Annotated in this window: 18 protein-coding genes; 14 read left to right on the forward strand and 4 right to left on the reverse strand. The window is 45.5% G+C overall.

From position 1 onward, the window contains the following. Window positions 1-148: 148 nt before the first annotated feature. Window positions 149-3,922 (forward strand): transcription-repair coupling factor, encoded by a 3,774-nt coding sequence (gene mfd / locus TWT_RS01050; protein WP_237696858.1) that lies wholly within the window; start codon window positions 149-151, stop codon window positions 3,920-3,922. Window positions 3,923-4,199: 277 nt separating this feature from the next. On the opposite strand, the gene TWT_RS01055 is transcribed toward mfd, so the two are convergent. Beyond that, entirely contained in the window at window positions 4,200-6,041 is a 1,842-nt protein-coding gene (locus TWT_RS01055) for a proline--tRNA ligase (RefSeq protein WP_011102409.1), read from the reverse strand. 383 nt (window positions 6,042-6,424) lie between these two features. On the opposite strand from TWT_RS01055, the gene TWT_RS01060 reads away from it, so the two are divergent. Continuing rightward, window positions 6,425-6,658, forward strand: coding sequence for a hypothetical protein (locus tag TWT_RS01060; protein WP_038103717.1), 234 nt, complete (start codon window positions 6,425-6,427; stop codon window positions 6,656-6,658). Next, window positions 6,655-7,050: a hypothetical protein gene (locus tag TWT_RS01065; protein WP_011102411.1), complete on the forward strand. Its 396-nt coding sequence runs from the start codon at window positions 6,655-6,657 to the stop codon at window positions 7,048-7,050. The genes TWT_RS01060 and TWT_RS01065 overlap by 4 nt, the downstream gene beginning before the upstream one ends. A gap of 80 nt (window positions 7,051-7,130) precedes the next feature. Here the strand turns inward: TWT_RS01065 and ispG are convergent, their stop codons facing one another. From ispG to TWT_RS01080, 3 genes are all read right to left on the reverse strand, one after another. Then, window positions 7,131-8,273: a flavodoxin-dependent (E)-4-hydroxy-3-methylbut-2-enyl-diphosphate synthase gene (gene ispG, locus TWT_RS01070; protein WP_011096532.1), complete on the reverse strand. Its 1,143-nt coding sequence runs from the start codon at window positions 8,271-8,273 to the stop codon at window positions 7,131-7,133. A 145-nt stretch (window positions 8,274-8,418) separates the two neighbouring features. Beyond that, window positions 8,419-9,465 carry a ribose-phosphate diphosphokinase gene (locus TWT_RS01075; RefSeq protein WP_011096531.1) on the reverse strand — a complete coding sequence of 349 codons (1,047 nt, stop codon included), beginning with the start codon at window positions 9,463-9,465 and terminating at the stop codon, window positions 8,419-8,421. Next, a complete protein-coding gene (locus TWT_RS01080) occupies window positions 9,462-11,279 on the reverse strand; it encodes a bifunctional UDP-N-acetylglucosamine diphosphorylase/glucosamine-1-phosphate N-acetyltransferase GlmU (protein ID WP_011102412.1) in 1,818 nt (605 codons plus the stop codon). Before TWT_RS01080 ends, TWT_RS01075 begins: the two co-directional genes overlap by 4 nt. Before the next feature lie 508 nt (window positions 11,280-11,787). Here TWT_RS01080 and TWT_RS01085 point away from each other — a divergent pair. The 11 genes from TWT_RS01085 to TWT_RS01135 all read left to right on the forward strand — a co-directional run bounded on the left by TWT_RS01085 (window position 11,788) and on the right by TWT_RS01135 (window position 22,543). Next, entirely contained in the window at window positions 11,788-11,994 is a 207-nt protein-coding gene (locus tag TWT_RS01085) for a hypothetical protein (RefSeq protein WP_038110598.1), read from the forward strand. Window positions 11,995-13,313: 1,319 nt separating this feature from the next. Then, window positions 13,314-13,625: a hypothetical protein gene (locus TWT_RS04975; protein ID WP_166806549.1), complete on the forward strand. Its 312-nt coding sequence runs from the start codon at window positions 13,314-13,316 to the stop codon at window positions 13,623-13,625. Window positions 13,626-14,363: 738 nt separating this feature from the next. Then, a complete protein-coding gene (locus tag TWT_RS04840; RefSeq protein ID WP_148224273.1) occupies window positions 14,364-14,576 on the forward strand; it encodes a hypothetical protein in 213 nt (70 codons plus the stop codon). A gap of 1,340 nt (window positions 14,577-15,916) precedes the next feature. Continuing rightward, entirely contained in the window at window positions 15,917-16,432 is a 516-nt protein-coding gene (locus TWT_RS04845) for a putative Ig domain-containing protein (protein WP_044143901.1), read from the forward strand. A gap of 1,448 nt (window positions 16,433-17,880) precedes the next feature. Continuing rightward, the gene (locus tag TWT_RS01105; RefSeq protein WP_237696859.1) at window positions 17,881-19,098 is read left to right on the forward strand and encodes a CpaF family protein; all 1,218 of its coding nucleotides are present in this window, start codon (window positions 17,881-17,883) and stop codon (window positions 19,096-19,098) included. After that, complete coding sequence (locus tag TWT_RS01110; protein ID WP_230453587.1) at window positions 19,091-19,936, forward strand: type II secretion system F family protein; 846 nt, start codon at window positions 19,091-19,093, stop codon at window positions 19,934-19,936. Before TWT_RS01105 ends, TWT_RS01110 begins: the two co-directional genes overlap by 8 nt. Further along, window positions 19,933-20,829, forward strand: coding sequence for a type II secretion system F family protein (locus TWT_RS01115; RefSeq protein ID WP_011102415.1), 897 nt, complete (start codon window positions 19,933-19,935; stop codon window positions 20,827-20,829). The genes TWT_RS01110 and TWT_RS01115 overlap by 4 nt, the downstream gene beginning before the upstream one ends. A 62-nt stretch (window positions 20,830-20,891) precedes the next feature. After that, window positions 20,892-21,080, forward strand: coding sequence for a hypothetical protein (locus tag TWT_RS01120; protein ID WP_011102416.1), 189 nt, complete (start codon window positions 20,892-20,894; stop codon window positions 21,078-21,080). After that, window positions 21,077-21,496, forward strand: coding sequence for a TadE family protein (locus tag TWT_RS01125; RefSeq protein WP_011102417.1), 420 nt, complete (start codon window positions 21,077-21,079; stop codon window positions 21,494-21,496). The genes TWT_RS01120 and TWT_RS01125 overlap by 4 nt, the downstream gene beginning before the upstream one ends. Continuing rightward, window positions 21,496-21,930 carry a TadE/TadG family type IV pilus assembly protein gene (locus TWT_RS01130; RefSeq protein WP_011102418.1) on the forward strand — a complete coding sequence of 145 codons (435 nt, stop codon included), beginning with the start codon at window positions 21,496-21,498 and terminating at the stop codon, window positions 21,928-21,930. The genes TWT_RS01125 and TWT_RS01130 overlap by 1 nt, the downstream gene beginning before the upstream one ends. A 115-nt stretch (window positions 21,931-22,045) precedes the next feature. Beyond that, the gene (locus tag TWT_RS01135; protein WP_011096523.1) at window positions 22,046-22,543 is read left to right on the forward strand and encodes a Tad domain-containing protein; all 498 of its coding nucleotides are present in this window, start codon (window positions 22,046-22,048) and stop codon (window positions 22,541-22,543) included. Window positions 22,544-23,395: the final 852 nt, after the last annotated feature.

Genomic DNA, 23,395 nt, shown 5'->3' on the forward strand with positions numbered 1-23,395 from the left:
AACAATCTTGCGCCGTCCTAACCCCCTGCCAATTTGCGGATGAGCAATGCCCGGTATCTTATTCAATATCGCCTGGCCATACAAGTCCCCTGCCGATAATCTCACTTGCCCTACTAACAGTACGCACACATATCCACATAAAATACCTTTGCACGGTCAACTTGATAAGGGATTCTTGAATTTACTGGCAGCCATAGAGGCATTTATTCCAACAGGGTTTGCTGCAACAGCATGCCCGGGCGGGTTTTCCGCGTGTAAGGTTGCCAGTCTTGTTGGTGATGTTGATAGCCTACTTGTAATTCTCCCGAGTGAAGATGCTTGCTTCACCGACACACTGCGCACATACTTGCCCGAGTCTATTATTCTGAATTTTCCAGAATGGGACACCCTATTACACGAGCAAATCAGCCCGAGTCCTGAGCGTGTTTCTGCCAGAATGGAGGCGTTACACAAGATCTCCTTATTCCGTAAAAATAATAAGCGTGCTAAAAACGCCCAGACAAGCAAAACCTTGCATGACATTGGCATTCTGGAAGATAATCTGCCCACCATACACCAAAAGCTTGTTGTCGTTGCATCTATCAAGGCATTCATGCAGCCCATTATTTCGGACGGAAATCCGCCCTGTCTTTACTTTCATACTGGGGGCGAGTATGAATTGTCAGAAATTGCAAACATTCTTGTTGCAATGTCGTATTCAAGAACTGATCTTGTTGGGGCAAGGGGTGAGTTTGCAATAAGAGGTGGCATCCTCGACATCTATCCTCCCACCGAGAAACACCCGATCAGAATCGAGTTCTTTGGTCGGCAGCTCGAGAGTATGCGTCACTTCCGTGTTTCAGATCAACGCTCAATAGGGCCTTATGTATCCAATAATGCTCACGTTGGCATGTTTGCACAATATCAGGATAATTCGGTATGTAAGTGTAATGTCTCATTAAGCTCTAATCCGCATAGATGCGCCTCACATTTATCCATTAACAATACATATAAACCCAGTGCGGTAATGGCCCCAGCTTCAGAAGCACTTATTGTATATCCAACAAGTGAGTTTCCTGAAGAAGATCAAATCAATAACATCACCCCAAAATCCCTGCTGCATTTTATGCCTGGAAAATCTACAGTCGTAGTTATAAAATGCGAACAATTAACGTCTAAGATAGAGCAGCTCATAAACACAAACCGGGAGTTTTCCGAGGCTTTTTGTACGCCAGACGCTTTTTCTGCAACTAATAAATATGCTCGAAATAATCATGATGGTGATAATACCCTCGACGGTATTGCCGAAAAAATAAATTACTACACCTTAGAAGGACTTCGTCATTTTGCAGCGGATCTAGGCATCGGTTGGACTGACTTATCCGGTTTTAACAGCGAAGATGAAAAATCACTTATTACGGCCAATCCAGATTTTTCTGGATATTCGGTATTTGATCATATTCGAAACCTACAAAAATCTGGATGGCAAATTGTGCTCGCTTCAACAAATAACAGGGTATATCCCACGCTCGATGAATACGGGATTGATTACCTGATATTGTCAGCGAACACTGATTATTCCTCGTTTGAGGAGTGCAGGGAGTGTTCTACAAGACAGGAGAGTCCACAGGTAATGTGCACCCCTAGCATTACACAGAGCTGCACGCATGACCGCACAGGCGCGCAGCAAAAATCGTATATATCTGATTTGTTTTTTAAACAAGCAGATCCTGACGCAGTTGATTCAGGGCTAATAAAGCATAGGGTTGTTGTAATTGATTCGTATATACAAGAGGGTTTTTCAGTCCCGACAAAATCCTTCACACTGATTGGCGAACATGAATTATTTGGCAAAACCACACTCCAAAAAGCCCCGCGCATTTCACGGCGTGCAATAGATCCGATAAATCTCGCAATTGATGACTATGTGGTGCATGAAATACATGGAATTGCCCGTTTCAAGGGAATGTGCTCGCGGCGACCAAAGCACGATGCCCCCGAGCAGGAATACCTTATTCTTGAATATGCAAAAAACAGGCTTGGCGTAGCAGACAAGCTTTATATTCCAACCGATCAGCTGTCAATGATAAGTAAGTATATTGGCTCTGATAGGCCAACTTTATCGAGGATTGGCGGAAGCGACTGGGCTCTAACAAAATCCCGTGCACGTAAAGCAATCAGTAGTATTGCGCTTGATCTTGTAAAGCTTTATTCTCGCCGTTCAATCACAAAAGGATACGCATTTTCGCCTGATACCCCATTTCAAACACATTTTGAAAATGAGTTTTTATACACAGAAACACGGGATCAGGAAAAAACAATTGTCGCGGTAAAGGCAGATATGGAAAATTCCAAACCTATGGATCGCATAATAAGCGGTGATGTTGGTTTTGGAAAAACAGAGATTGCAATGCGTGCAGCGTTCAAGGCAGTGCAGGACAACAAACAGGTGGCTGTTCTAGTGCCAACAACTCTCCTTGCGCGCCAACACATCCAAACTTTTTGTGAGCGTTTTGATAAGTGGCCGGTAACAATTGCCTCCCTCAGTCGCTTTCAGTCAAAATCTGAAATACAGAAAACCATTTGCGGGATTTCATCCGGTGGAATTGATATTGTAATTGGCACTCATATGCTCTTGAATAAGAAAATACAGTTCAAGGATCTTGGTCTTTTGATTATTGACGAAGAGCACCGCTTTGGTGTAAATCACAAAGAAGCTATAAAAAAACTAAAAATAGGTATTGACATATTGGCAATGAGCGCCACGCCAATTCCGCGCACACTTGAAATGAGTCTGATGGGCATAAAAGAGATCTCGACTCTATCAACACCCCCTGAAAACCGCATGCCAATCTTGACCCATGTCGGACCATACAGAGACAAACAGGTTATTGCAGCAGTTAGGCGAGAGATAATTCGTGGCGGACAGGTCTTCTACATCCATAACGATACCGCAACAATATCAAGGGTGGCTCAGCGACTTGAACAATTAATTCCAGAAGCCCGAGTGGTTTCGGCACATGCAAAATTAGCCGAGCGAATGCTAGAAAAAACGGTTATTGATTTCTGGGAGGGAAAGTATGACATTCTTGTTTGCACAACGATAATCGAAACAGGTCTTGATAACGCAAATGCAAACACAATAATTATCGATTCTGCAGAAAATTACGGCCTCAGCCAATTACATCAGCTCAGGGGTCGTGTTGGACGAGGAACTAAGAGGGCATATGCGTATCTTTTTTATACTTCTACACTGAAAGATACTGCATACAAACGACTGGAGGCAATAGCTAGAAATAACCACCTCGGTGCCGGTGCACAAATTGCAATGAAAGACCTTGAGCTTCGCGGTGCCGGCAGTCTTCTGGGGCATGCACAGTCAGGGCATATTGCATCTGTTGGGTTTGATCTTTATATCAGGATGGTGACTGATGCGATTTCCAACTTCAAGGGAGAGCAGAGTCGGACAAATAATTTACGCCTTGAAATACCGGTTGATGCCAGTATTCCCAAAGCGTATGTTGATAGTGAACGCCTGCGAATCGAGCTTTATAAAAAGATTTCTGAGGCATTATCTGATGCGGATATAAAAGATATTGGAGACGAAATACTGGATCGATTTGGCAATCTTCCGAGTCAGGTAATAAACCTCCTGGAGTTAGCTAGATTGCGCATACTCGCATCTTCTCGGGGGATAGACCTCATTACCCTTAAAAGTGATTTTCGCCAAGGGGGTGATGTTGTTACCGTATCACCAGTAAGCTTTAGTGATACCGCACACCAGAATCTATTACGGGATGGGCAATTCTCATTTATTTGCTACAGGAATTCAAAACTTTCTGCTTGTATTAACCGCTCTTCTTCTGAGCACAGTGGTTATTCTGAGCACAGCGCTCAGATAATAAATTCAATTAGACATTTTATTATTACCTCTTGTAATTGAAAGTATCGTCACTCGGGATAAAAGATATAAAGATACCTTATGGGCCGGTGGAATCAAATGGCCGGTGCTGCAAGAGCCTGCGTGATACGGGTGATACTCAGAGGGTCTAAAGAGGGCTTTATGCTTTTGCTGCGCCTGACTTACACCATCCGGGCGAACACAGGATTGTAGACGCGTCAGGGCCGGTGTCATGCCTGGGTGTCATTCCTGTTATTCTGCTGTGGAATTTACCTCTCGGTATTTATCTCGTGGGGCACAACCCGTAACCCCTGCTGTGTCACCTTTCTGTACACCCCCCTGTATCACCCCCTGTATCACCCCCTGTATCACCCCCCTGTATCACCCCCTGTATCACCCCCTGTATCACCCCCTGTATCACCCCCTGTATCATCTCTTTGAGGGGGAGCACTGTCCGCTGGTCATTAGCCCTATCCCACACTTCCACATCTTCCCCTCGGGTCTTATCACCGATAACAATTATTTTTGGCACACCAATCAACTGAGCATCGGTGAATTTAACACCGGGACTGACGCGTCTGTCATCAACCAGGACATCCAGCCCGCAGTCTGTCAGGCTATCGATCAGCTCAGCACGTGCCGAAGATAGTAAAACTACATGCAGATCGAATGGGGCAAGTACTGCAGGCCATTTCAAACCACGCTCATCGCAATTTTTTTCCGCAATAAGAGCAAACAGCCTACTGACACCTATACCGTAGGATCCCATAAAAACGGCTTTGTTATAACCATCTTTGTCTAGCACCTTTAATCCGAGGGCATTTGAATATTTCAGTCCCAATTGAAATAAATGACCGATTTCAATACCCCTTTTTACGGTAACGGGACCCCACTCGCTTTTATCACCGGTTTTTATCGAGGATACATCAAGGGTGCAATCAAATGAAAAATCTCTTCCAGCAATGGCACCGATACGGTGCACACCTGGTCTATTTGCCCCGATTATCCAACTGCTTCCCAAGGATACTCTTGGGTCTGCACAATAAAATACACCACTAAGGCCCGGACCAATGCTTCCCCTTACAAAGGATGGATTGCATTCGAAAACTCTATTGTCAGCCGGTTCAATCGTGAGCGGTGAGAGTGCCACCTGTGCCCTTTTTAGATCCACATTTCTATCGCCCGGCACTAAAAAGCCAATATATTCAAAACCCCTCTCGAGTATTTTTTTTACCACCAAATTACTTGGATTGCCATTCTGCACCTCGGCGTATTCTATCCTGAATAACAGACATTTTAGGCAATCCGAAGATTCAATCACCCGCCCAATAAACCGTCCGGAAGAATTCATGTGATTCACAAGATCTGGAATACTGATAACCCCGGGGGTTTCACAATCCTCTGCCTCCGGCGCATTGGAATAATCAATTGCCGGACCGGGTGGCGTAACGTAAACCTCTGCGTTAAAAGCAGACCCGTCAGCGGTAACAACAAAAGTGTCATCGCCCATTTCAGTTGGGTGAAGGAATTCTTCGCTCACAGATCCGCCCATCGCCCCGGCATTGGCCTTGACTATGACATAATCAATTTTCAGGCGATCAAAAATTTTTTTATAAGCCCTCTTTTGAGCCTCATAGCTCTGTCGCAGCCCCTTTTCGTCGAGGTCGAAACTGTACGCATCTTTCATTGAGAATTCCCGACTGCGCAGCAGTCCAGCCCTGGGTCTTAGCTCATCTCTGTACTTATCTTGGATCTGATAGACAGTTCTTGGTAAATCTCTATATGATGTGCAAATTTCCTTCATCATCTGGGTAAATGCTTCTTCATGAGTTGGAGCAAGCAAATAGTCACCCTGCCGTCGATCTTTTAGCCTGAATATATCATCGCCATATTCACTCCAGCGCCCACTTTGTTTGAATAAGTCTGCCGAGAAAAGCGCGGGGAACAACACTTCGATCGCATTAACCTGTCCCATTTCATAGCGGATAATATTTTCAATTTTGTGTCGCACTTTTAGTCCGAGTGGCATCCAAGAAAATATTCCAGACCCTGTTTGTCTTATGTATCCTGCCCGAAGAAGAAAGCCGTAACCCCTGCTTTCTGTGGTTGCCGGATCTTCACGAAATGTCCTGAACAGAAAACCGGAGACCTTTGTAATCATGGGTGCAGTATATCGTGTTCTTCAGTTCACGTTATGTGCAGCCCTGACGCTTATAAAGCCAGTATCCATAAACTCTGTATATAAATATCTATTAAACCCTGTACCTATGCTTTGGTATCAGCATATCCAGCTTCTTGTTATGCCGATTGGCTGCACGGAATCTCAGTATTGAATTAAGGATTTCGCTATTGCCGTGTGTAATTTAGCGCAATCTGCACAGGGTAATAATCTGACATGACATACGAGTCCCCCGGAGTAGGGGTGTATTACATACTATTTCCTGCAGATCCTACACTCTGCTATACTGCCATATAGCATTTGTGCATCTATTGACCCAGAAGGGTTGGCGCTGTGCATGCGGGGCGTGCGGTCGGAAGGGGCTCATGTCTTTGTCACAGCTTCCTCAAGAAAAAAGAATTATTGAGAAAAAAGAATTATTGAAGATTCTTATGGAGAGAGCTCTTGAAGTGAAAGAGGGGTTCATGAAAGGAGGATTCTTGAAAAAGGAATTTAGAGAAAAAGTACCGGGGGGGGGGGTATCCTCAACCAGCCTTGCGTACCCTGCCTTAGGTCTTCTTCCTGCACCTGCTCTTTCTGTTAGCGGGGGTGTGCTGTGAGGAAAAATATCCTAACCGCGCCCCTTATTCTCTTATTAACCCTGTTTCTTGTATCTTCCGTCCAACAGTCTGTTTGGGCGGCTCCGGTTGCCCGCGTTGCCGCGAAACCTGCAGCTACTAAACCTGCTGCCGCCAAGCCCGCTGCCGCGGCTGCTAGCACTGACTCCTGCAGTGCTGGTTCTTCCAGTTCTGAATCCAGTGCTGGTTCTTCCAGCGGTTTCTGGAGTAAAGTCAAGTCTTTCTTCACGAGCCTGTGGAGTAAGGTAAAAACAGCTGCCACTGGTATTGCTTCGGCTGCAAAATGCGGTCCATGGGGCTTTGCTGCAAGTGTGGTTGTAGCAACCCTGTCTCTGGTGGGCTATATCGTTGCGGCCGTAAAAGGTTGGCTTTAGGGCGTTTTCTGCGCCGCTGTTCGCTAAGTAACATCCGCTTGACTCGCGTCTTGACTCACCTTGGCTTTATGCGATTGCGTTTATACAATTGCAATTGTTGGGCTGCCACTTGAGAATGGCATTTCCCCCGCGAGACGATTCGCCTCTTCTAACAGGGTTGGGACAATCTCGGACTCTGGCACGGTTTTTATAACCTGTCCGCGAACAAAAATCTGACCCTTTCCATTTCCACTTGCAACTCCAAGATCGGCCTCTCGCGCCTCACCCGGGCCGTTTACAATACAACCCATAACCGCAACTCTGAGAGGAACGGTCAGTTTCTCTAGGCCTTTTGTTACCTCCTCGGCAAGGCGGTAGACATCAACCTGCGCACGACCGCAACTTGGACATGATACGATTTCCAATCGTCTCTCACGTAAGCCGAGAGATCGCAGTATTTCAAGACCAACTTTTACTTCCTCGACGGGCGGAGCGGATAGTGACACACGGATTGTATCTCCTATTCCCTCTGCGAGTAGTACAGCAAAAGCGGTTGAAGATTTTATTGTTCCCTGAAAGGCGGGCCCCGCCTCTGTAACGCCGAGATGCAAGGGCCAATCACCCCTTTCTGCTAACAATCGATAGGCTTTTACCATGGTCACGGGATCATGGTGTTTCACGGAGATTTTAAAATCGTGGAAATCATATTCCTCAAATAAACCCGCTTCCCACACCGCACTGTCTACAAGAGCCTGAGCGGTTGGTCGGCCGTATTTCTCCAGAAGTCGTGGGTCAAGTGAACCTGCATTGACTCCAATTCTTATACTCACCCCTGCGGCTTTTGCCTTTTCCGCGATCTTTCCAATCTGGTCATCAAACTTGCGTATATTCCCTGGATTTACACGCACTGCCGCGCAACCGGCATCAATTGCTGCGTAAACATAGTTTGGCTGGAAATGTATATCGGCTATTACGGGAATCTGGCTTTTCTTGGCTATTATATGGAGCACCTGGGCGTCATCACGACTCGGGACAGCAACACGAACGATGTCACAACCCGCAGCCGTTAGTTCTGCAATTTGCTGTAGAGTTGCGTCTATATTTGTTGTCTGGGTTGTTGTCATGGACTGGACAAGAATTGGCGAGTCCCCGCCAACGAACACTTTGCCCAGTTTTATGCGCCTTGTCTTTCTGCGGGGTGACAAGACCTCACGCACTTTTGGCAAACCAAGGTCAATTGACACACATACAGGATACCAGCGCCTTGTCTTGCTGTTGTGAACGAGCAGCGATATTTAAGCGATCAACAATACTAGTTAGATCACTAATACTACCTAACAGACACAGCCCACATGTGCCCTTATCACATCTGCTTTTACCGGCGCCAGGTTAGTTATCAATGCGCTTCGAGACACAGTCAAGCATCTCACTAATTGAACCTTCCGTTACAACCTCACAGATTGCACATGCTAAAAGTGGGGCGATTGAAACAGTTTTAACGCGATCAAATACCTTACTTGCGGGAACAGAGTCAGTCACAATAACATGGTCAATTTCACCACAAGAAACAAGACGCTCTGGGGTGCTAAAAATCCCATGGGTTGCAGCTGCTATTACTTTTACGGCTCCGGCTTTTTTTAATGCGATAGCTGCTTTTGCCAGTGTGTCTCCGGTATCAATCAGGTCATCAACCACCAAACACACTCTGCTGCGCACATCACCAACAATTTCGTGCATCGTGACATTATTGTGAACACGCGGGTCACGTCGTTTATGAATAATTGCGAGCGGAGCATTTAGTTTATCTGACCAAACATCCGCAACCTTCACCCGACCAATATCAGGTGAGACAATTGTCAGGTTATCAATCCTAAGTGATTTTACATGTTTTATAAGAGCAGGAACGCCTGTTAAGTGATCAACTGGTCCATTGAAAAATCCCTGTATCTGGGAAGCATGCAAGTCAACCGTAATTATCCTGTCGGCCCCTGCGCATGCAATCAAGTCAGCAACCAATCTGGCAGAAATCGGCTCACGACCATATCCCTTTCTGTCTTGACGTGAGTAGGGATAGCATGGGGTTACAGCAGAAATGTGCTTTGCAGAAGCACGCTTACATGAGTCAATCAAGAGCAGAAGCTCAACAAGTCCGTCATTAACGGGATCACATCCGGTCTGGAGAACAAACACATCTTTACCACGAACACTTGAATTGAATCGTGTGTATATCTCACCGTTTGCAAAAGTTCTGATATCCGTTTGCAAAAGTCCAACTCCGAGACTTTCTGCGGTTGCCCGGGCTAAGTCCGGATGAGAGCGACCTGCAATGAGCACTAGGTTGCGCATTGGCCCGTCATTTTGCACATCACGGTCCGAGAAACCGGGTCGATTATTTGCACCCCGGGCATGCGGTGCGCAACTTAGCAAGTCAGTCAACCGTCTCCTCTATTCTCGGCCCATTTTGGAATAGTTTTTTGCTTTAGCTCTGTAAGGGATAGCGCACCTTCTTCGATATCATCTCTAATAACACTACCCGCGCCAGTATACGCACCCCTACCAACCTTGACTGGCGCAACGAACACGTTACCAGCACCGGTTTTTACACCGTCATCTATACATGTTTCATGCTTCAATTTTCCATCATAATTTGCAAAAATGTTACCGGCACCTATATTGACATGTGAGCCGATATTCGCGTCACCGATATAGCTTAGGTGTGGCACTTTGCTCTCGGGGCCTATATTGCTCTGTTTTATCTCAACGAATGTTCCGACTTTAGAATCTTTCCCTATAACAGTACCTGGGCGGATAAAAGCAAATGGCCCTATTACAGCACCTTCTTCAATTCGTGCGTCAATTATCTCGGCTCTTTTGACGATTGTATTTTTCCCAATAAAAGAATCAGAAATCGTAGCAAATGGCCCTATTACAGCACCTTCTTCAATTCGTGTTCTTCCTGATAGAATGCACCCGGGAAGAATAAGTACATCTTCTGATAGTTGCACTGTTGAATCGATCCATGTTGTTTCCGGGCTTTTTATCGTAACACCGTAGAGCTGCCACCTTTTAATAATTTGATCGTTCAGAATCTTCTCAGTTTTTGCAAGCTGCACCCTGTTATTTACCCCAAGCAATAACTCGGAATCGCTCGTGGTAATGGAATTCACCCTCAACCCATTGTTGTAAAAATATTCAACTATATCTGTTAGACGCATTTCCTCTTTAGTGTTCTGTGCACCAACGGTATCTTGACGGCACATCCATTGTCCGGCGTGTTGGTGTTCTGATTCTGCTTTTTTGTGTATTTGCTCGGTGACTATAACCTTGGGTGATAATACATGCGCTTCTGTATGTGCCGCGGGCACACAGTCCTGATTAGTCACACAGTCCTGATTAGTCACACAGTCCTGATTAGTCACACAGTCCTGATTAGTCACACAGTCCTGATTAGGACTGTGTGCTATATGGCACTTTAACAACTTATTAAGCGCATCTTGCAGGTACTCTGTATCAAAAATACCCACTCCGGTATTCACTTCGTTTATTGACTGTTCAGGGAGTATATTTGAATCTTCGATTATTTTGGCAATAGAACCAAGGTTATCTCGCATTACCCTTCCATAGCCCTTTGGATTGTCCAAATGGGTGGTCACTATTGCACCAACAGCTTGTTTGAGTGGTTTTCTTACAAGCTCTTCGAGCAACTGAAATGGTACGAGCGGGACATCTGCGTAAAGGATTAAAACCCTTGAGGGAAATGGTTTATTATTCGTCACGTCACCCGATTTTGTGTGGATATGTCGACCTCCTTTAAGGGATTCTTGGTCATTCAACCGGTCGGAGGCAGGATTACAGGTATCTAAATCACAGGCATCTAATTCATACTCTGCATGACTTTCGTGCCGAGTGTTAGGATAAGTGTTACCGTAAGATTCTGAACGAATCCAAGGTATGGCAGAGAAGACACCGAACCCCGTTCCATACAGTGCATCAGACTGTGCCACTGTTAGTACATCCGGGAATGTATTGCGAATATATTGTTCAACCCGTACATCTCTGAAAACCACAATTGTTTTACAGGGTTTTAATAATTGTGCACCCCTCAAAACATGGGCTACCATGGGCAGCCCAGCGATATTGTGCAAGACCTTTGGGGTAGAGGAGCGCATCCGCGTCCCCCGGCCCGCCGCAAGAATGACAATCGCAAGGTCGCTTTTCACGCCATCGGTATCTGTGGATTCACTGCTCATGCTTTACCCAACGGACAAAATACCACATAAGAAACATGTCTTAGTAAACACCCCAAGAGATCTTAGAAGCTGGTGAGTGAATTCAATAAGAATTTCACCAGTTTATGGTGCACCCGGGATCGATTTATTACAAACTATATATCAAGGAAGGTGCTGGCAGAGATCATCACCAAATCTTTTGCCAGACGGTGTAACTGGTAAAAGTGTAACCAGTAGCGCCAGATGTGTCACCTGTGACATTCATCTGCAAGACCTGTAACTATTACACTACAAAAATATATCGAGGGAGGTAATGGTATAGCACGTCACATAACTACACGATATCCATAGCAACTGCACGTCATACAGCTACCCTGACATACAAGCCATATAACACATTCTCTGCTACTTCTAGTCGTATTATGCGCCTTAGGCGTACCGATAACCTATAACTTGATTACCCTGTATAACTACACAGGCTCTGGCAATGGTGTGCCAACTATCAAGGATGTGGCTTCGCCTTTGCCAGGTGGCAGAGCACTGTGCTGTGAATTACACTGTGCCAAGTGTTACTGCTGTGACCTTGATTGTAAATGGCAGAGAGAAATACATATACCTCACAAGTGCACTAACACAGGGTGGACCAGGTTATTCATCAAACCCAACATCTGTACCAATGACTGTTATTTATACCATGGATACAAAGAGGAAGCCCTTACCCTCGGGTTACCTGTAACCCGTAACAGAGTTACTGGTAACACATACTTGTGTTACATGTAACCCACTGGTGCACAACATGTTACTCACCCGCGCATAACATGCAATGTTGTGTAACCGGTAACCCACACCCGCGCAACCCATAACACATACTGCACAATCATCACACCCAACTAAACACACGGCTACACGACACCCATTATTCAGCTACCCCACTCACCTAACACAGATGCTGACACTGTACGGATTACACAGTGCCAAGTGTTAATCCTGTGACTTCGACTGTAAATGGCAATACTACATTTACAGCCCAAGTATCAGGGACACAGATCAGGGACACAGATCAGGGACACAGAGGTAGGTGGCAAAATCTTATACAGATGCACTCACTAAGGGTGGAAAAGGTTATGCACCAAACAAAACAAGCTCACATATACAACTCCGCCGCAATAAACGCTCAACCACCCAATCTCTCACATAGACACGGTGAAACCCCCTCAACCAGTAACACCCGCCCAGTAACACACAACCCATAACACACAGCGCAACCTGTAACACCCAACCTGTAACACATGGAGATATACGGGAGGTGACACAAACCCAAACCAGGCACGGGGCATGTCACATGGCATATGACAGAGCACTGTCACCCTAACCATTACTGCCTATGACAAGTCATCATCATCTACCCAACAGACATGGCATGTAGTAACAGAGTAACCTGTAACGCATGGCGAGTTACAGGTAACCCAACCCACACAACCTGTAACCCCCGGTGTGTTACCTGTAACTACTGCACGGCAACCCACACCCTTGCCATACGCATCCCATAACCTAACACAGATGCTGACACTGTATGGATAATACCGTGACATGGATAACACTGTGACATGGATAACACTGTGACATGGATAACACTGTGCTGTGACACAGCATCACTGATGTGTAGGTAACAATACCCAATGCACTAAGGATGACGTACACATTGACTGGGTTATACATAACGACTGGGTTATACATAACATGTAACATCTGTAAACAGCAAGACCTGTAACTATTACACTACAAAAATATATCCAGGCAGGTGAGGGCAAAGACCATCACACGGCTACCCTTACATATACCGCATATAGTACATTCTTCGCCTCTACCCGTATCATGCTGCCTGTATCCTGCATACAGATAACCCTGTATTAGACACAAGCCCGATCACCAAGTTACCTTGTGGAACTACACAGCTGCTGGCAAAAAGACCGTGCTATGGATTACGCCGTGTCATGAATTACACTGGGCAAAACACTGGGCCAAGTGTTAATGCTGTGACTTCGACTTTGTCAAATGGCAGTACGACATTCAACACAATCACCCAGAGATGTCTTGGACAGCATTACCAGCGACCTAGGCGGTGTCCTACTCGGTGGTATAGGCAGCGACCTAGGCGGTGTCCTGGGTAATGGTCTAAGTAATATCGTAGACGGACTCGTAAACCCCTTCCTGGGCTCCGGTACAGCACCATCTCTATCTAACCAAACCACAGGTGTATCTATAGGTCAGACTAATATAACTATTACACCCAAGACAACGGGTTATATAACTTCTTATACAGTTACTAATACAGATGTATACATATCACACAACCCCTGCATCTAACCCAGGCTCCGGCAGGGATATTGTGACATGGATAACACTGGGCTATGGATTACGCTGTGTCTTTGTCAGGTGGCAAATACGCTGTGCCAAGTATCAGTGGCACAGAGGGTCCAGGTGGCAAATTCATCGCCAAGGTGTTAGCCTCATTGCCCTTATCCAAGGTCAGTGTTACACACTCTACCCAATCTCCCAACTTCACCATAGACCTAACCCGTAACACACCCAACCTGTAACACATGGAGTTATGGGGGAGGTAACCCAAACCAGGCCATACAAACCCAACGCGGGGGTAATGTCACAGGGCATATCACGGGGTACTGTAACCCTAACTATTACTGCTTTTGGTAAGTCAACATCTATATCACGGGCATGGACTGTCATAACAGTAGGTGCAAGTAACTGTATAAACACACAAACATACTGTGTTATGCACCATCAAGATCTCTCACCAAGTTACCCTATATAACTACACAGGTTCTGGCACAAACACTGTGCTATGGATTGCACTGTGCCAAGTGTTAATGGGCAGGTGGTAAAGATAAATGCCCCTACTACCTAGGCTTTATCCTTAAATACAGTGTTACTCGGCCTAAATACAAGGACACTGCACCTGCAAGACCTGTAACTATTACACTACAAAAATATATCAAGGCAGGTTCTGGCAATGCACATCACATAGCTATCTCAGAAATTACCGCAACCTACTGTGCAAAGTATCGGTGATACAGTATCGGTGGTGTGCTTATTGATGACACGTGCTCACTGCCAAGTATTTATCCTGTGACTTTGACTGTAAATGGCAGTGAGAAATACATATGGCCCACCGATGGACTAACCAAGCCACAGGTTATTCGTCACAGAAATAACCCAACCAATAACACATGGACGTACACGGGAAGTGGTAACCCAAACCAGGCCATACAAACCCAAACACAACACAGGGTACTGTAACCCTAACCATTACTGCCTATAAAAACTCATCAACATCTACCCAACGGACATGGCATGTCATAACAGTAGGTGCAAGTAACTGTATAAACAGAAAAACAGCACGTAGCCTTGTAAGATTCACAGGCCGCCGTAGCTAATAGCAAAATATATCAGAGCAGATAATGGCATAAAACATCACACAACCCCTGCATCTAACACAGGCTCTGGCAGAAACACCGTGCTGTGAATTACGCTGTGACATGAATTACGCTGTGCCTGTGACTTTGTCAAATGGCGGTAACAAACTGTCAAGTATAGATAGCACACATGTAAAAGGTGCTGTGCTATCTATTCATGATGTGCTGTGGATTACACTGTGCCACAGCATCAGTGCCAATCATCACTGACACAGTATCAGTGGCACGTTTGGCCCAGATGGCACATACACTGTCAAGTATTGATACACCGCCAAGTGTTACTGCTGTGACTTCGACTGTAAATGGCAAAGAGACATTCTCATACCCCACCAATGTACTAACCCCACCAATGTACTAACCATGTATGATGTGTGCAGCGTGACTCAGGTTACGTATCGAAAACAGCCAATGACTGTTATCTATACCATGGATACGAAGAAGAATCCCTTACCCTCGGGTTACGTGTGACCCGTAACAGGGTAACTGGTTGCCCGCTTGTGTTATGTTACGTGTAATACGCACACCTGTAACAGAGTAACCTATGTTGTGTTACAGGTAACGCATGCTCGCGTCACATGTAACCCGCTGTCAGACACCAATAACCACGACCCGTACCATCACAGAGTTACCTGTTGCCCCTGCCGTGTCACGTGTTGCGCAGGTTAGTGCAACCGGTAACCTGCGGCGTGTAACCGGTAACTCATAACCGTGTGCAAGCGCTAACCTATACTGCACAACATGTAACCCATACCAACACACATATATCCAGGCATGTGCTGGCAATTCACCCCACCAAGCTATTCTGTAAAGTTATTCTGCGCCTCTCGCACGGCACAACATCCCTCACACAGCTCACTGCATTTACCCTTACACATACCGCATATCGTACATTCTCTACCACTGCTGCCCGTATTATGTGACCCGTATTATGTGCAGGTTGTAACGGTTACTCGCACAGTCTGGTTGCCCTGCCTGGCTGTACAGTATCCCGATCACTCAGTGACCCTGTATAAATACACAGGCTCTGGCAGGGATACTGTGGTATGGATTACACTGTGCCATGGATAATACTGTGGCACAGCATCAGTGAGACAGTATCAGTGATACAGGGGGCCCAAATGGCACATACACTGCCAAGTATTACTGCTGTGACCTCGACTGTAGGTGGCAGTACGACATTCAACACAATTACCCAGAAGTATCTGGGGCGGCCTGCTCGGTGGCATAGCCAATGCCCTAAGCGGTATCGTAACCAGTACCCTAAGTAATGCCCTAAGTAATATCACAGGCGGACTCGTAAACTCATTCCTGGGCTCCATCCTGGGCTTCAGTACTACACCTGGTTTATCTAGTACAGCCACAGGTGTATCTATAGGTCAGAATAGTATAACTATTACACCCAAGACAACGGGTTATATAACTTCTTATGCAGTTACTAATACAACAGAGACAAGTCCAACTACTGGTGGTCTACCCTCAGGACTAAGTATTGATAAAACCTCTGGCAATATAACAGGCAGTATAGATACGAGTGTTACTACGGGATTATACAAAGTAACTATTACTGCAACTGCACCTTCCTATTCTTCCTCTGCTACAACCCTTACTAGCATAAGTGTTAGTGCTGTATATACCATTTGTGTTACCAGTACTACACCTGGTGTAACAGGTAACTTGTAACCTAGAACCCGTAACCACAAACACATATCCGAACACCACATACCCTGACAGGTGAGGGCACAACACGTTACACAGCTACTACATACACAGGCTATGACAATAACACCGTGCCATGGATCAGTGCTGTGCCTTCGACTGGGTCAGGTGGCGGTGAGACATATGTATGGCCCTATGTTAAGGCGTAATCTCAAGTGTTATTGATCTCAAGTATCAGTGGGCAGCTTGTAAATGATAAATTCACTGCCATGGATCAGTGCTGTGCCTTCGCGTGGGTCAGATGGCAAAGAGACATCCTTATACCCCACCAATGTACTAACCCCACCAATGTACTAACCATGTATGATGTGTGCAGCGTGACTCAGGTTACGTATCGAAAACAGCCAATGACTGTTATCTATACCATGAACACGGGAGGCAAGAATACCCTACCCACGGGTTGCCTGTAACCCGTAACAGGGTAACTGGTAACACCCACACAGTTACATGTTACTCACCCGCGTATAACACGCAATGTCGTGTTACGTGTAACTCACACCTGCGCAATCTGTAACCGCTGGTGCCGTGTTACATGTTGCACACTTTCACGTGAGACATGTTACTCACCTCCGCGCGACCTGTAACACATGCTGTAATAAACAAACACACTGCCAAGCCTAAAAGCACGTGTATTACTGTACACACAGAGTCAGAGTAATGTAAGTATTACACCTATACTCTACGGAAGCTTTTCTATATCCACATATGTATTAGTAGATACAACAGGTGCTACATCAGGATCTACGGGTCTACCTAAAGGACTAAGCTTTACCTCTGGAACCATAAAAGGAAGTATAGATGGGGGTGTTAGTTTAGCGCACTGAAAAATCAGTATGGTATTTAAAAATCAGTACAGCACCGGTGATCATATTGAATTTAATTACATCGAAATTACATCGCATAATAACCAGATGCCCTATACCTAACAAGAGATAGAAAAGTTAAGAGGCAGAAACACCCCATGAAACAGATGCAGTGAAACAGATGCAAAACTAGAACCTGCACCCAAACACAGGAGAGTGCCAAATTCATTGAGAGTGCATACAAAGCTGCCAGCATAATAAAACTTCGTGCATACAAGTCACATATACAAACCCACACAATGTCTCAGTCACACACAATGTCTCAGTCACAGTAGGGCACCCACACAATATCCCAGTCACGGTAGGTCCCAGTCACAGGAGAGCATGCAGTAACTGCGCATCCAGCCTGCACTAACCATGCCTGAGGTACTAACCATGCCTGAAGTATGGTGCTGCACACATTTCATTTACGCGGTGTTCTGAGGTCACGCGGTGTTCTGGGCAACTGTCCACATTTTTATACGGACCTCGCATAAGTTACACAACCCAAGCCACCCTTGCCTGTTGAAAAGTCAATTTCCTCCGCTTTTAAAGGTGCATTATATGAGTATGTCTGATGCGCTTGGGATTATAACGAAGAGGGTTAGGGACCGTCTTCGTACCTCTGACCACGACCTTTCGTTGCAGCCCGAACTTACCGATCAATATGTCACTCGTGAACTTGAAGAGTATGCTAGCAGGCAACCAATTGATGAAACAGAAGACAGTATTAAAAGGAAAATAGTTGCAAACCTAACAGGATTTGGTCCACTGCAAGACATCATTGATGATCCAGATGTTGAGGAATTCTGGATTAACTCGCCTGAAGAGGTATTTCTTGCCAAAAATGGTAAATCCTTTGCAGTCGATATAAAGTTAACAGATTCTCAATTGAGGGATATTCTCGAAAGAATGCTGCAGGGAACCGGGCGGCGCATTGATATGGCGAATCCTTTTGTTGATGCATCTTTACCCGATGGTAGTCGGCTGCATGCCGTTATACCAGATATTACGGCACGTCACATATCTATTAATGTTCGCAAATTTATGCGCCAGATTCGGGGTCTTGATCAGCTTGTTAGGACACGCAGTCTGACTGCTGAATCCTCCAGATTTTTGCAATACTGCGTCAAGTCTCGTGCGAATTTTTTAGTCTCTGGCGCTACACAGGCTGGCAAAACAACAATGCTCAATTCTCTTTTATCATGCTGCTCTGAGGATGAAAGGGTTGTAACAGTTGAGGAAACATTTGAACTTGATATTCCGCTGCGTGACGTGGTTAGCCTACAGTGTCGACAGGCAACAATTGAAGGATCCGGGGAAATAAATCTCAGGCGTTTGGTCAAAGAAACTCTTAGAATGCGTCCTGATCGAATTGTTGTAGGTGAAGTGCGCGAGGCAGAAAGTCTTGATTTGTTAATTGCTCTCAATTCAGGCATTCCCGGTGCAGCGACTATACACGCTAACAGCGCACGTGATGCCCTCAGAAAAATGACAATCCTGCCTCTTTTGAGTGGTAAAAATATCGACTCAGCTTTTATAGTCCCAACGGTTGCTAATTGTATTGACATTGTTGTGCATTGCGAGCTTGGCAAAGATGGGCATCGCAGGGTTTCTGAAATATTGGCACTCAGTGGTCGGGTGAATGAGGGCATTATCGAGGCAAGTCCTGTATTTACCACAACAAATAATCAATTGCAGTTCACAGGCATCTACCCAGAACAATGGAGGGGGTTCATGAATGAACAGGGCTCCACTGTATTTAAGAACTTGGAGACTGATGCTTAGCGTGGCGCTTTCTTTGTTACTATCAGCAGGTAATCTATTTCTCCTTGCCAAATCAAAACCGTCAAGGCGGTACGGCAGATTCGATAAGTTTCATTCACGTCTTATCGCTGTCGGATTACGGAATGTCTCACTTGGATCCTTTGTATCCCTGACAGTGCTATTCGGAGTTGTATTTGCCGCAATTATTACACTGGTCACCGGAATATATATTTTTTGTGTATTTGGATTTTTAATCGGTATCGCCACACCGATATTAATTGTCAATTATCAATACCGAAGACTTGTCAGTCTTGATTCTAATATTTGGCCCGACATTGTCGAGAATGTAATCTCTGCTGTTCGGGCAGGCATGGGACTTCCCGAGGCTTTATGCTCTCTATCCAGATTCGGACCGGTTAGGATAAGACAGATTTTTTGTAATCTTGAGAATGAATACGGTGCAACGGGAAATTTTGCATCTGCTGTTGCAAACGCAAAATGCGCACTTGCAGATCCAAAGGCAGATAGGATTCTGGAAACCGTTCAACTTGCCAGAAGCCTTGGTGGCAGCGAGCTTATAAAGGTTCTTCGAAATTTATCAGAGTATATGCGCGAAGACTTGGCAACTCGGGCAGAAATTGTCGGTCGACAATCTTGGGTCGTAAACGCAGCAAGAATTGCTGTTGCTGCCCCCTGGGCTGTGTTGGCGATTATGAGCACCCGTGCGGAAACTGTCTCCGCTTATAACTCCCAGGCAGGTGTTGTTGTTATTATTCTTGGCGCATTATCCTGCGCTATTGCCTACAAGATAATGATGGTTGTTGCGCGTATCCCACAGGAAGAGAGGTATATGGGATGATTGGTCAAATTGCCCTTTCTGTTCTTTTTGCCGTAACTTTGGGGTGCGGGATTGCGAGCCTTACCTTTATGCTTTCTCCGGTTAGCACATTTAGACGCCGCCTCACCCCTTATTTATCAGGGTTATCACAGGATATGTGTTTTTCCTTTAGAAGGCCACTCTACCGTGAGCTCTTTGGGGTTTTTCGTATTTACTTGAACCGCTTCTACCGCACACAACCATCTGGCAAACTTGCTGGACTCTTGGAAATCTCCAATCGGGATCAGTCAGTTGTCGATTTTCGTATCACTCAGATAGCAATCTCGGCACTGCTAACAGGTATATTCTGGGTGCTTTTTTGCTTATTGCTATTTTCTGGTCAGGTAAATATTGTTTTTGGACTGTTAGCTCCCGCGGTTTTTGCCGGTTCATTCTGGTGTATCGAGAACAATTTGCGCAGATATGTCAAAAAACGTAAGCAGAAAATACTCAATGAAATGCCATCAGCCTTTGAGTTCCTGAGTCTTTCCGTGTCTGCCGGAGAGGGTGTTCTTGATGCAATAAAGCGTATCTGTTTTATTAGCAAGGGTGAATTCTCTATTGAGCTTAAGAAGGTATTAATTGGTGTTTCCAGTGGAGACACCCTGGAGCGATGTCTCAAGCGTATGGCTGCAAAGCTTAACATTGTCAGCATCGATAGGGCGGTTAGTCAGATAATAACGGCAATCGAGCGTGGAACTCCACTTGCGGACATTCTGATAAAGCAGGCAAAAGAGGCGCGTAATGCAACCAGAGTTGCGCTTATTGAGCAAGCGGGTAAAAAGGAGATCGCCATGATGTTTCCGCTTGTGTTCTTTATTTTGCCGGTAACAATTTTATTTGCAATATTTCCTGGGATACAGATTTTTCACTGATTGTTCTGATTCGGCTATTTATACACACGATATATTTTGATTCGATATAAGAAAGGGGCAATATGAGCATAATAAAAAAAACTATAAGAAATATTTTTCATTCTGCACGTCAGGAGAGAGGGGATGTTCCGGGATGGGTCCTAATAGCAGTTATGACAGTTGGTCTTGTCATGATGATATGGGCTATAGCCGGTCCGGCGCTAACCCAGCTTTTCAACACTGCTGTGCAGCATGTCAAAATTTTTAGATGAGCGCAGGCAACTTTCGAAGACGTATCACGAGTTTGCGTGACCCTGGAAGACACCACGAATCGGGCTCGGCGGTTGTAGAGTTTGTTATGGTCGGCACAATTGTCACATTTCTTTTATTGGCAATTTTCCAGTTTGCCTATGTGCTCTACGTGCGCAACACACTTATTGATGTGGCAGCTGCCGGTGCCCGCGTGGGGGCCCTTGCGGATATGACCCTTGCCCGCGGAGAGGAACACGCAAGGGCGCTTTTGAACAATACTGTGGGAAACAAGATCTTCACATCTGCAAGTTCGGAAAAAATTGCAGTGGGTGGTGTACTTTTTGTAAAACTCAAGATTACAGCCAGGCTACCCATTGTCGGCCCCTGGGGGCCGGAGGGTATGCTTGTGGCTATAGGGCAGGCGGTGGCAGAATAATGCCCTCGCGTTTGCAGCGTGTCCGAAAAATTACTGTTTTATCAAACCAGGCTGGCTCTGCGGCAATTGAGTTTTTAACACTTGCAGTGGTGTTTATGGTGCCTCTTGTCTATCTAATAATTACGGTTATGAATATACAACTGGCATCATATGCCGCAGAGAACTTGGGTCGCAACATAGCCCGCGCATACACTCTCAACCAGAGCTCCAATATGGACGTTATCTTAAACAGGCTTCTGGCGGATTATGGATATACTTCAGACCAAGCAAGTTTTTCTGTTGAATGTGTTCCATCTTGCTCTCCGGGAAATGATTATGTTGTGCATGTGACACTGCATTTGGGCCTGCCACTGATTCCTGATGCTTTCAATCCGAGGAGGGGCATATCAGTTGGATCAACGGTTACAATGCCGATTTCCAAGTATCAGACCTAATGGTAAGGCTTGCACACATCCAGATACACCGAAGTTATATTGCAAACACAAAAGTTACGCATTCGTATGCGACACGCAAGGGCGCTTTATCGCCAATTTCAACACGGAGGGTGAAGTGAAAATCAATAATGTAATAAGAAATATTAATGTAATAAGAAGTAACAAGGTCCCACCGAAGTGGATAAAAAGCAGCGATGGCAGCATTATGCCGATGGTTATTCTATTCACTGTATTGTCTATAGCCTTTATAATCACCGTAACGAATGCTTCGTCATTGTATCTTGAGAAAAAGCGTATTTTGTCTGTTGCTGATGGCGGTAGCTTGGCAGCTGCAGAAGGGTTTGACCTCTCGCAGCTTTCCTATAACAATGGCTCTCTAAAACAGGTCTTGTCTAATGATAAAGTCGGGGAAATTTTGCAAGAATACGCTAGCCGGGTTGCCAGAAAAGAAAGACTGGATGATCTTCGTATTGAGTCATTTTACTCGGACGGTTCAGGTGTTGGTGTTACACTTTCGGCGCATTGGACTCCTCCGCTTCTTTCTGCACTCTTTCCAAATAGCATGCGTATCAGTGCTTCAAGTTACGCTCGTGGCCGCTTCTTTGACGAGTAGTTCAGAAATGTTCATGCTTGTGGTGTCAGAATAAGTTCCGCCAAACTGCAAACTGATACCGGACAAGATCAAATTTCTCAGGCGATATTTGATGCACGACCCCGCAGTCCGCTCGCGGTATCAGTGTAGTAACAGGTATTGCACCTACTGTTACTAATAATGCTACAACCCTTGGTAGTACAACTGTTACTGCAACATATACCATTCTTGTTACAAGTACTACACCTGGTTTATCTAGTACAGCCATAACCCGTAATCACCCCACAGAGTTACTGGTAACTCATAACCGCGCAACCTGCACCTGCGCCTGTGCGACATGTAACGTTGTGCTGTGTTACATGTAACCCCTACCCGCATTACTGGTAACCTCCGGTGTGTTACATGTTGCACAGGTTAGTGCGTGAGACCCGTTACCCCTATAGAGCAGCATGTTACCCACTGGTGTGTAACTGGTTGCTCAACCCAGCGTAACTCGTAACGTTGTGTTGTGTCACGTGGCTACCTCTGTTGCGTAACCTGTAACTCACTTCCGCATAACATGTAACTCGTTTGTTGCGTTACGTGGTTACCTGTAACCTACAGCCCATAACCACAAACACATACCCTGGCAGGTAATGGCACGACACGTGACACAGTGCAAGTTACCCTATATAGCTACAAAAGTGCTGGCAATGGTGGTGTGCCAAGTATTAGTGGCACGGAGGGGCCAGGTGGCATATTCTTATACCCCACAGATGTACTAACAACGGGTGGAGCAGAGTATGCATCAAACCCAACATCTGTACCCATGACTGTTATCTATACCATGGATACGAGGGGTAGGAATACCTTACCCTCAGGTTATCTGTAACA

It is taken from the genome of Tropheryma whipplei str. Twist (genome assembly GCF_000007485.1).
GTDB lineage: Bacteria > Actinomycetota > Actinomycetes > Actinomycetales > Microbacteriaceae > Tropheryma > Tropheryma whipplei.

Coding starts and splice junctions, on each gene's coding strand:
- TWT_RS01055 (WP_011102409.1), bottom strand. CDS start 6,041: ATGATTACAAAGGTCTCCGGTTTTCTGTTCAGGACATTTCGTGAAGAT.
- TWT_RS01060 (WP_038103717.1), top strand. CDS start 6,425: ATGTCTTTGTCACAGCTTCCTCAAGAAAAAAGAATTATTGAGAAAAAA.
- TWT_RS01080 (WP_011102412.1), bottom strand. CDS start 11,279: ATGAGCAGTGAATCCACAGATACCGATGGCGTGAAAAGCGACCTTGCG.
- TWT_RS04975 (WP_166806549.1), top strand. CDS start 13,314: ATGGCAGTACGACATTCAACACAATCACCCAGAGATGTCTTGGACAGC.
- TWT_RS01105 (WP_237696859.1), top strand. CDS start 17,881: ATGTCTGATGCGCTTGGGATTATAACGAAGAGGGTTAGGGACCGTCTT.
- TWT_RS01110 (WP_230453587.1), top strand. CDS start 19,091: ATGCTTAGCGTGGCGCTTTCTTTGTTACTATCAGCAGGTAATCTATTT.
- TWT_RS01115 (WP_011102415.1), top strand. CDS start 19,933: ATGATTGGTCAAATTGCCCTTTCTGTTCTTTTTGCCGTAACTTTGGGG.
- TWT_RS01120 (WP_011102416.1), top strand. CDS start 20,892: ATGAGCATAATAAAAAAAACTATAAGAAATATTTTTCATTCTGCACGT.
- TWT_RS01125 (WP_011102417.1), top strand. CDS start 21,077: ATGAGCGCAGGCAACTTTCGAAGACGTATCACGAGTTTGCGTGACCCT.
- TWT_RS01130 (WP_011102418.1), top strand. CDS start 21,496: ATGCCCTCGCGTTTGCAGCGTGTCCGAAAAATTACTGTTTTATCAAAC.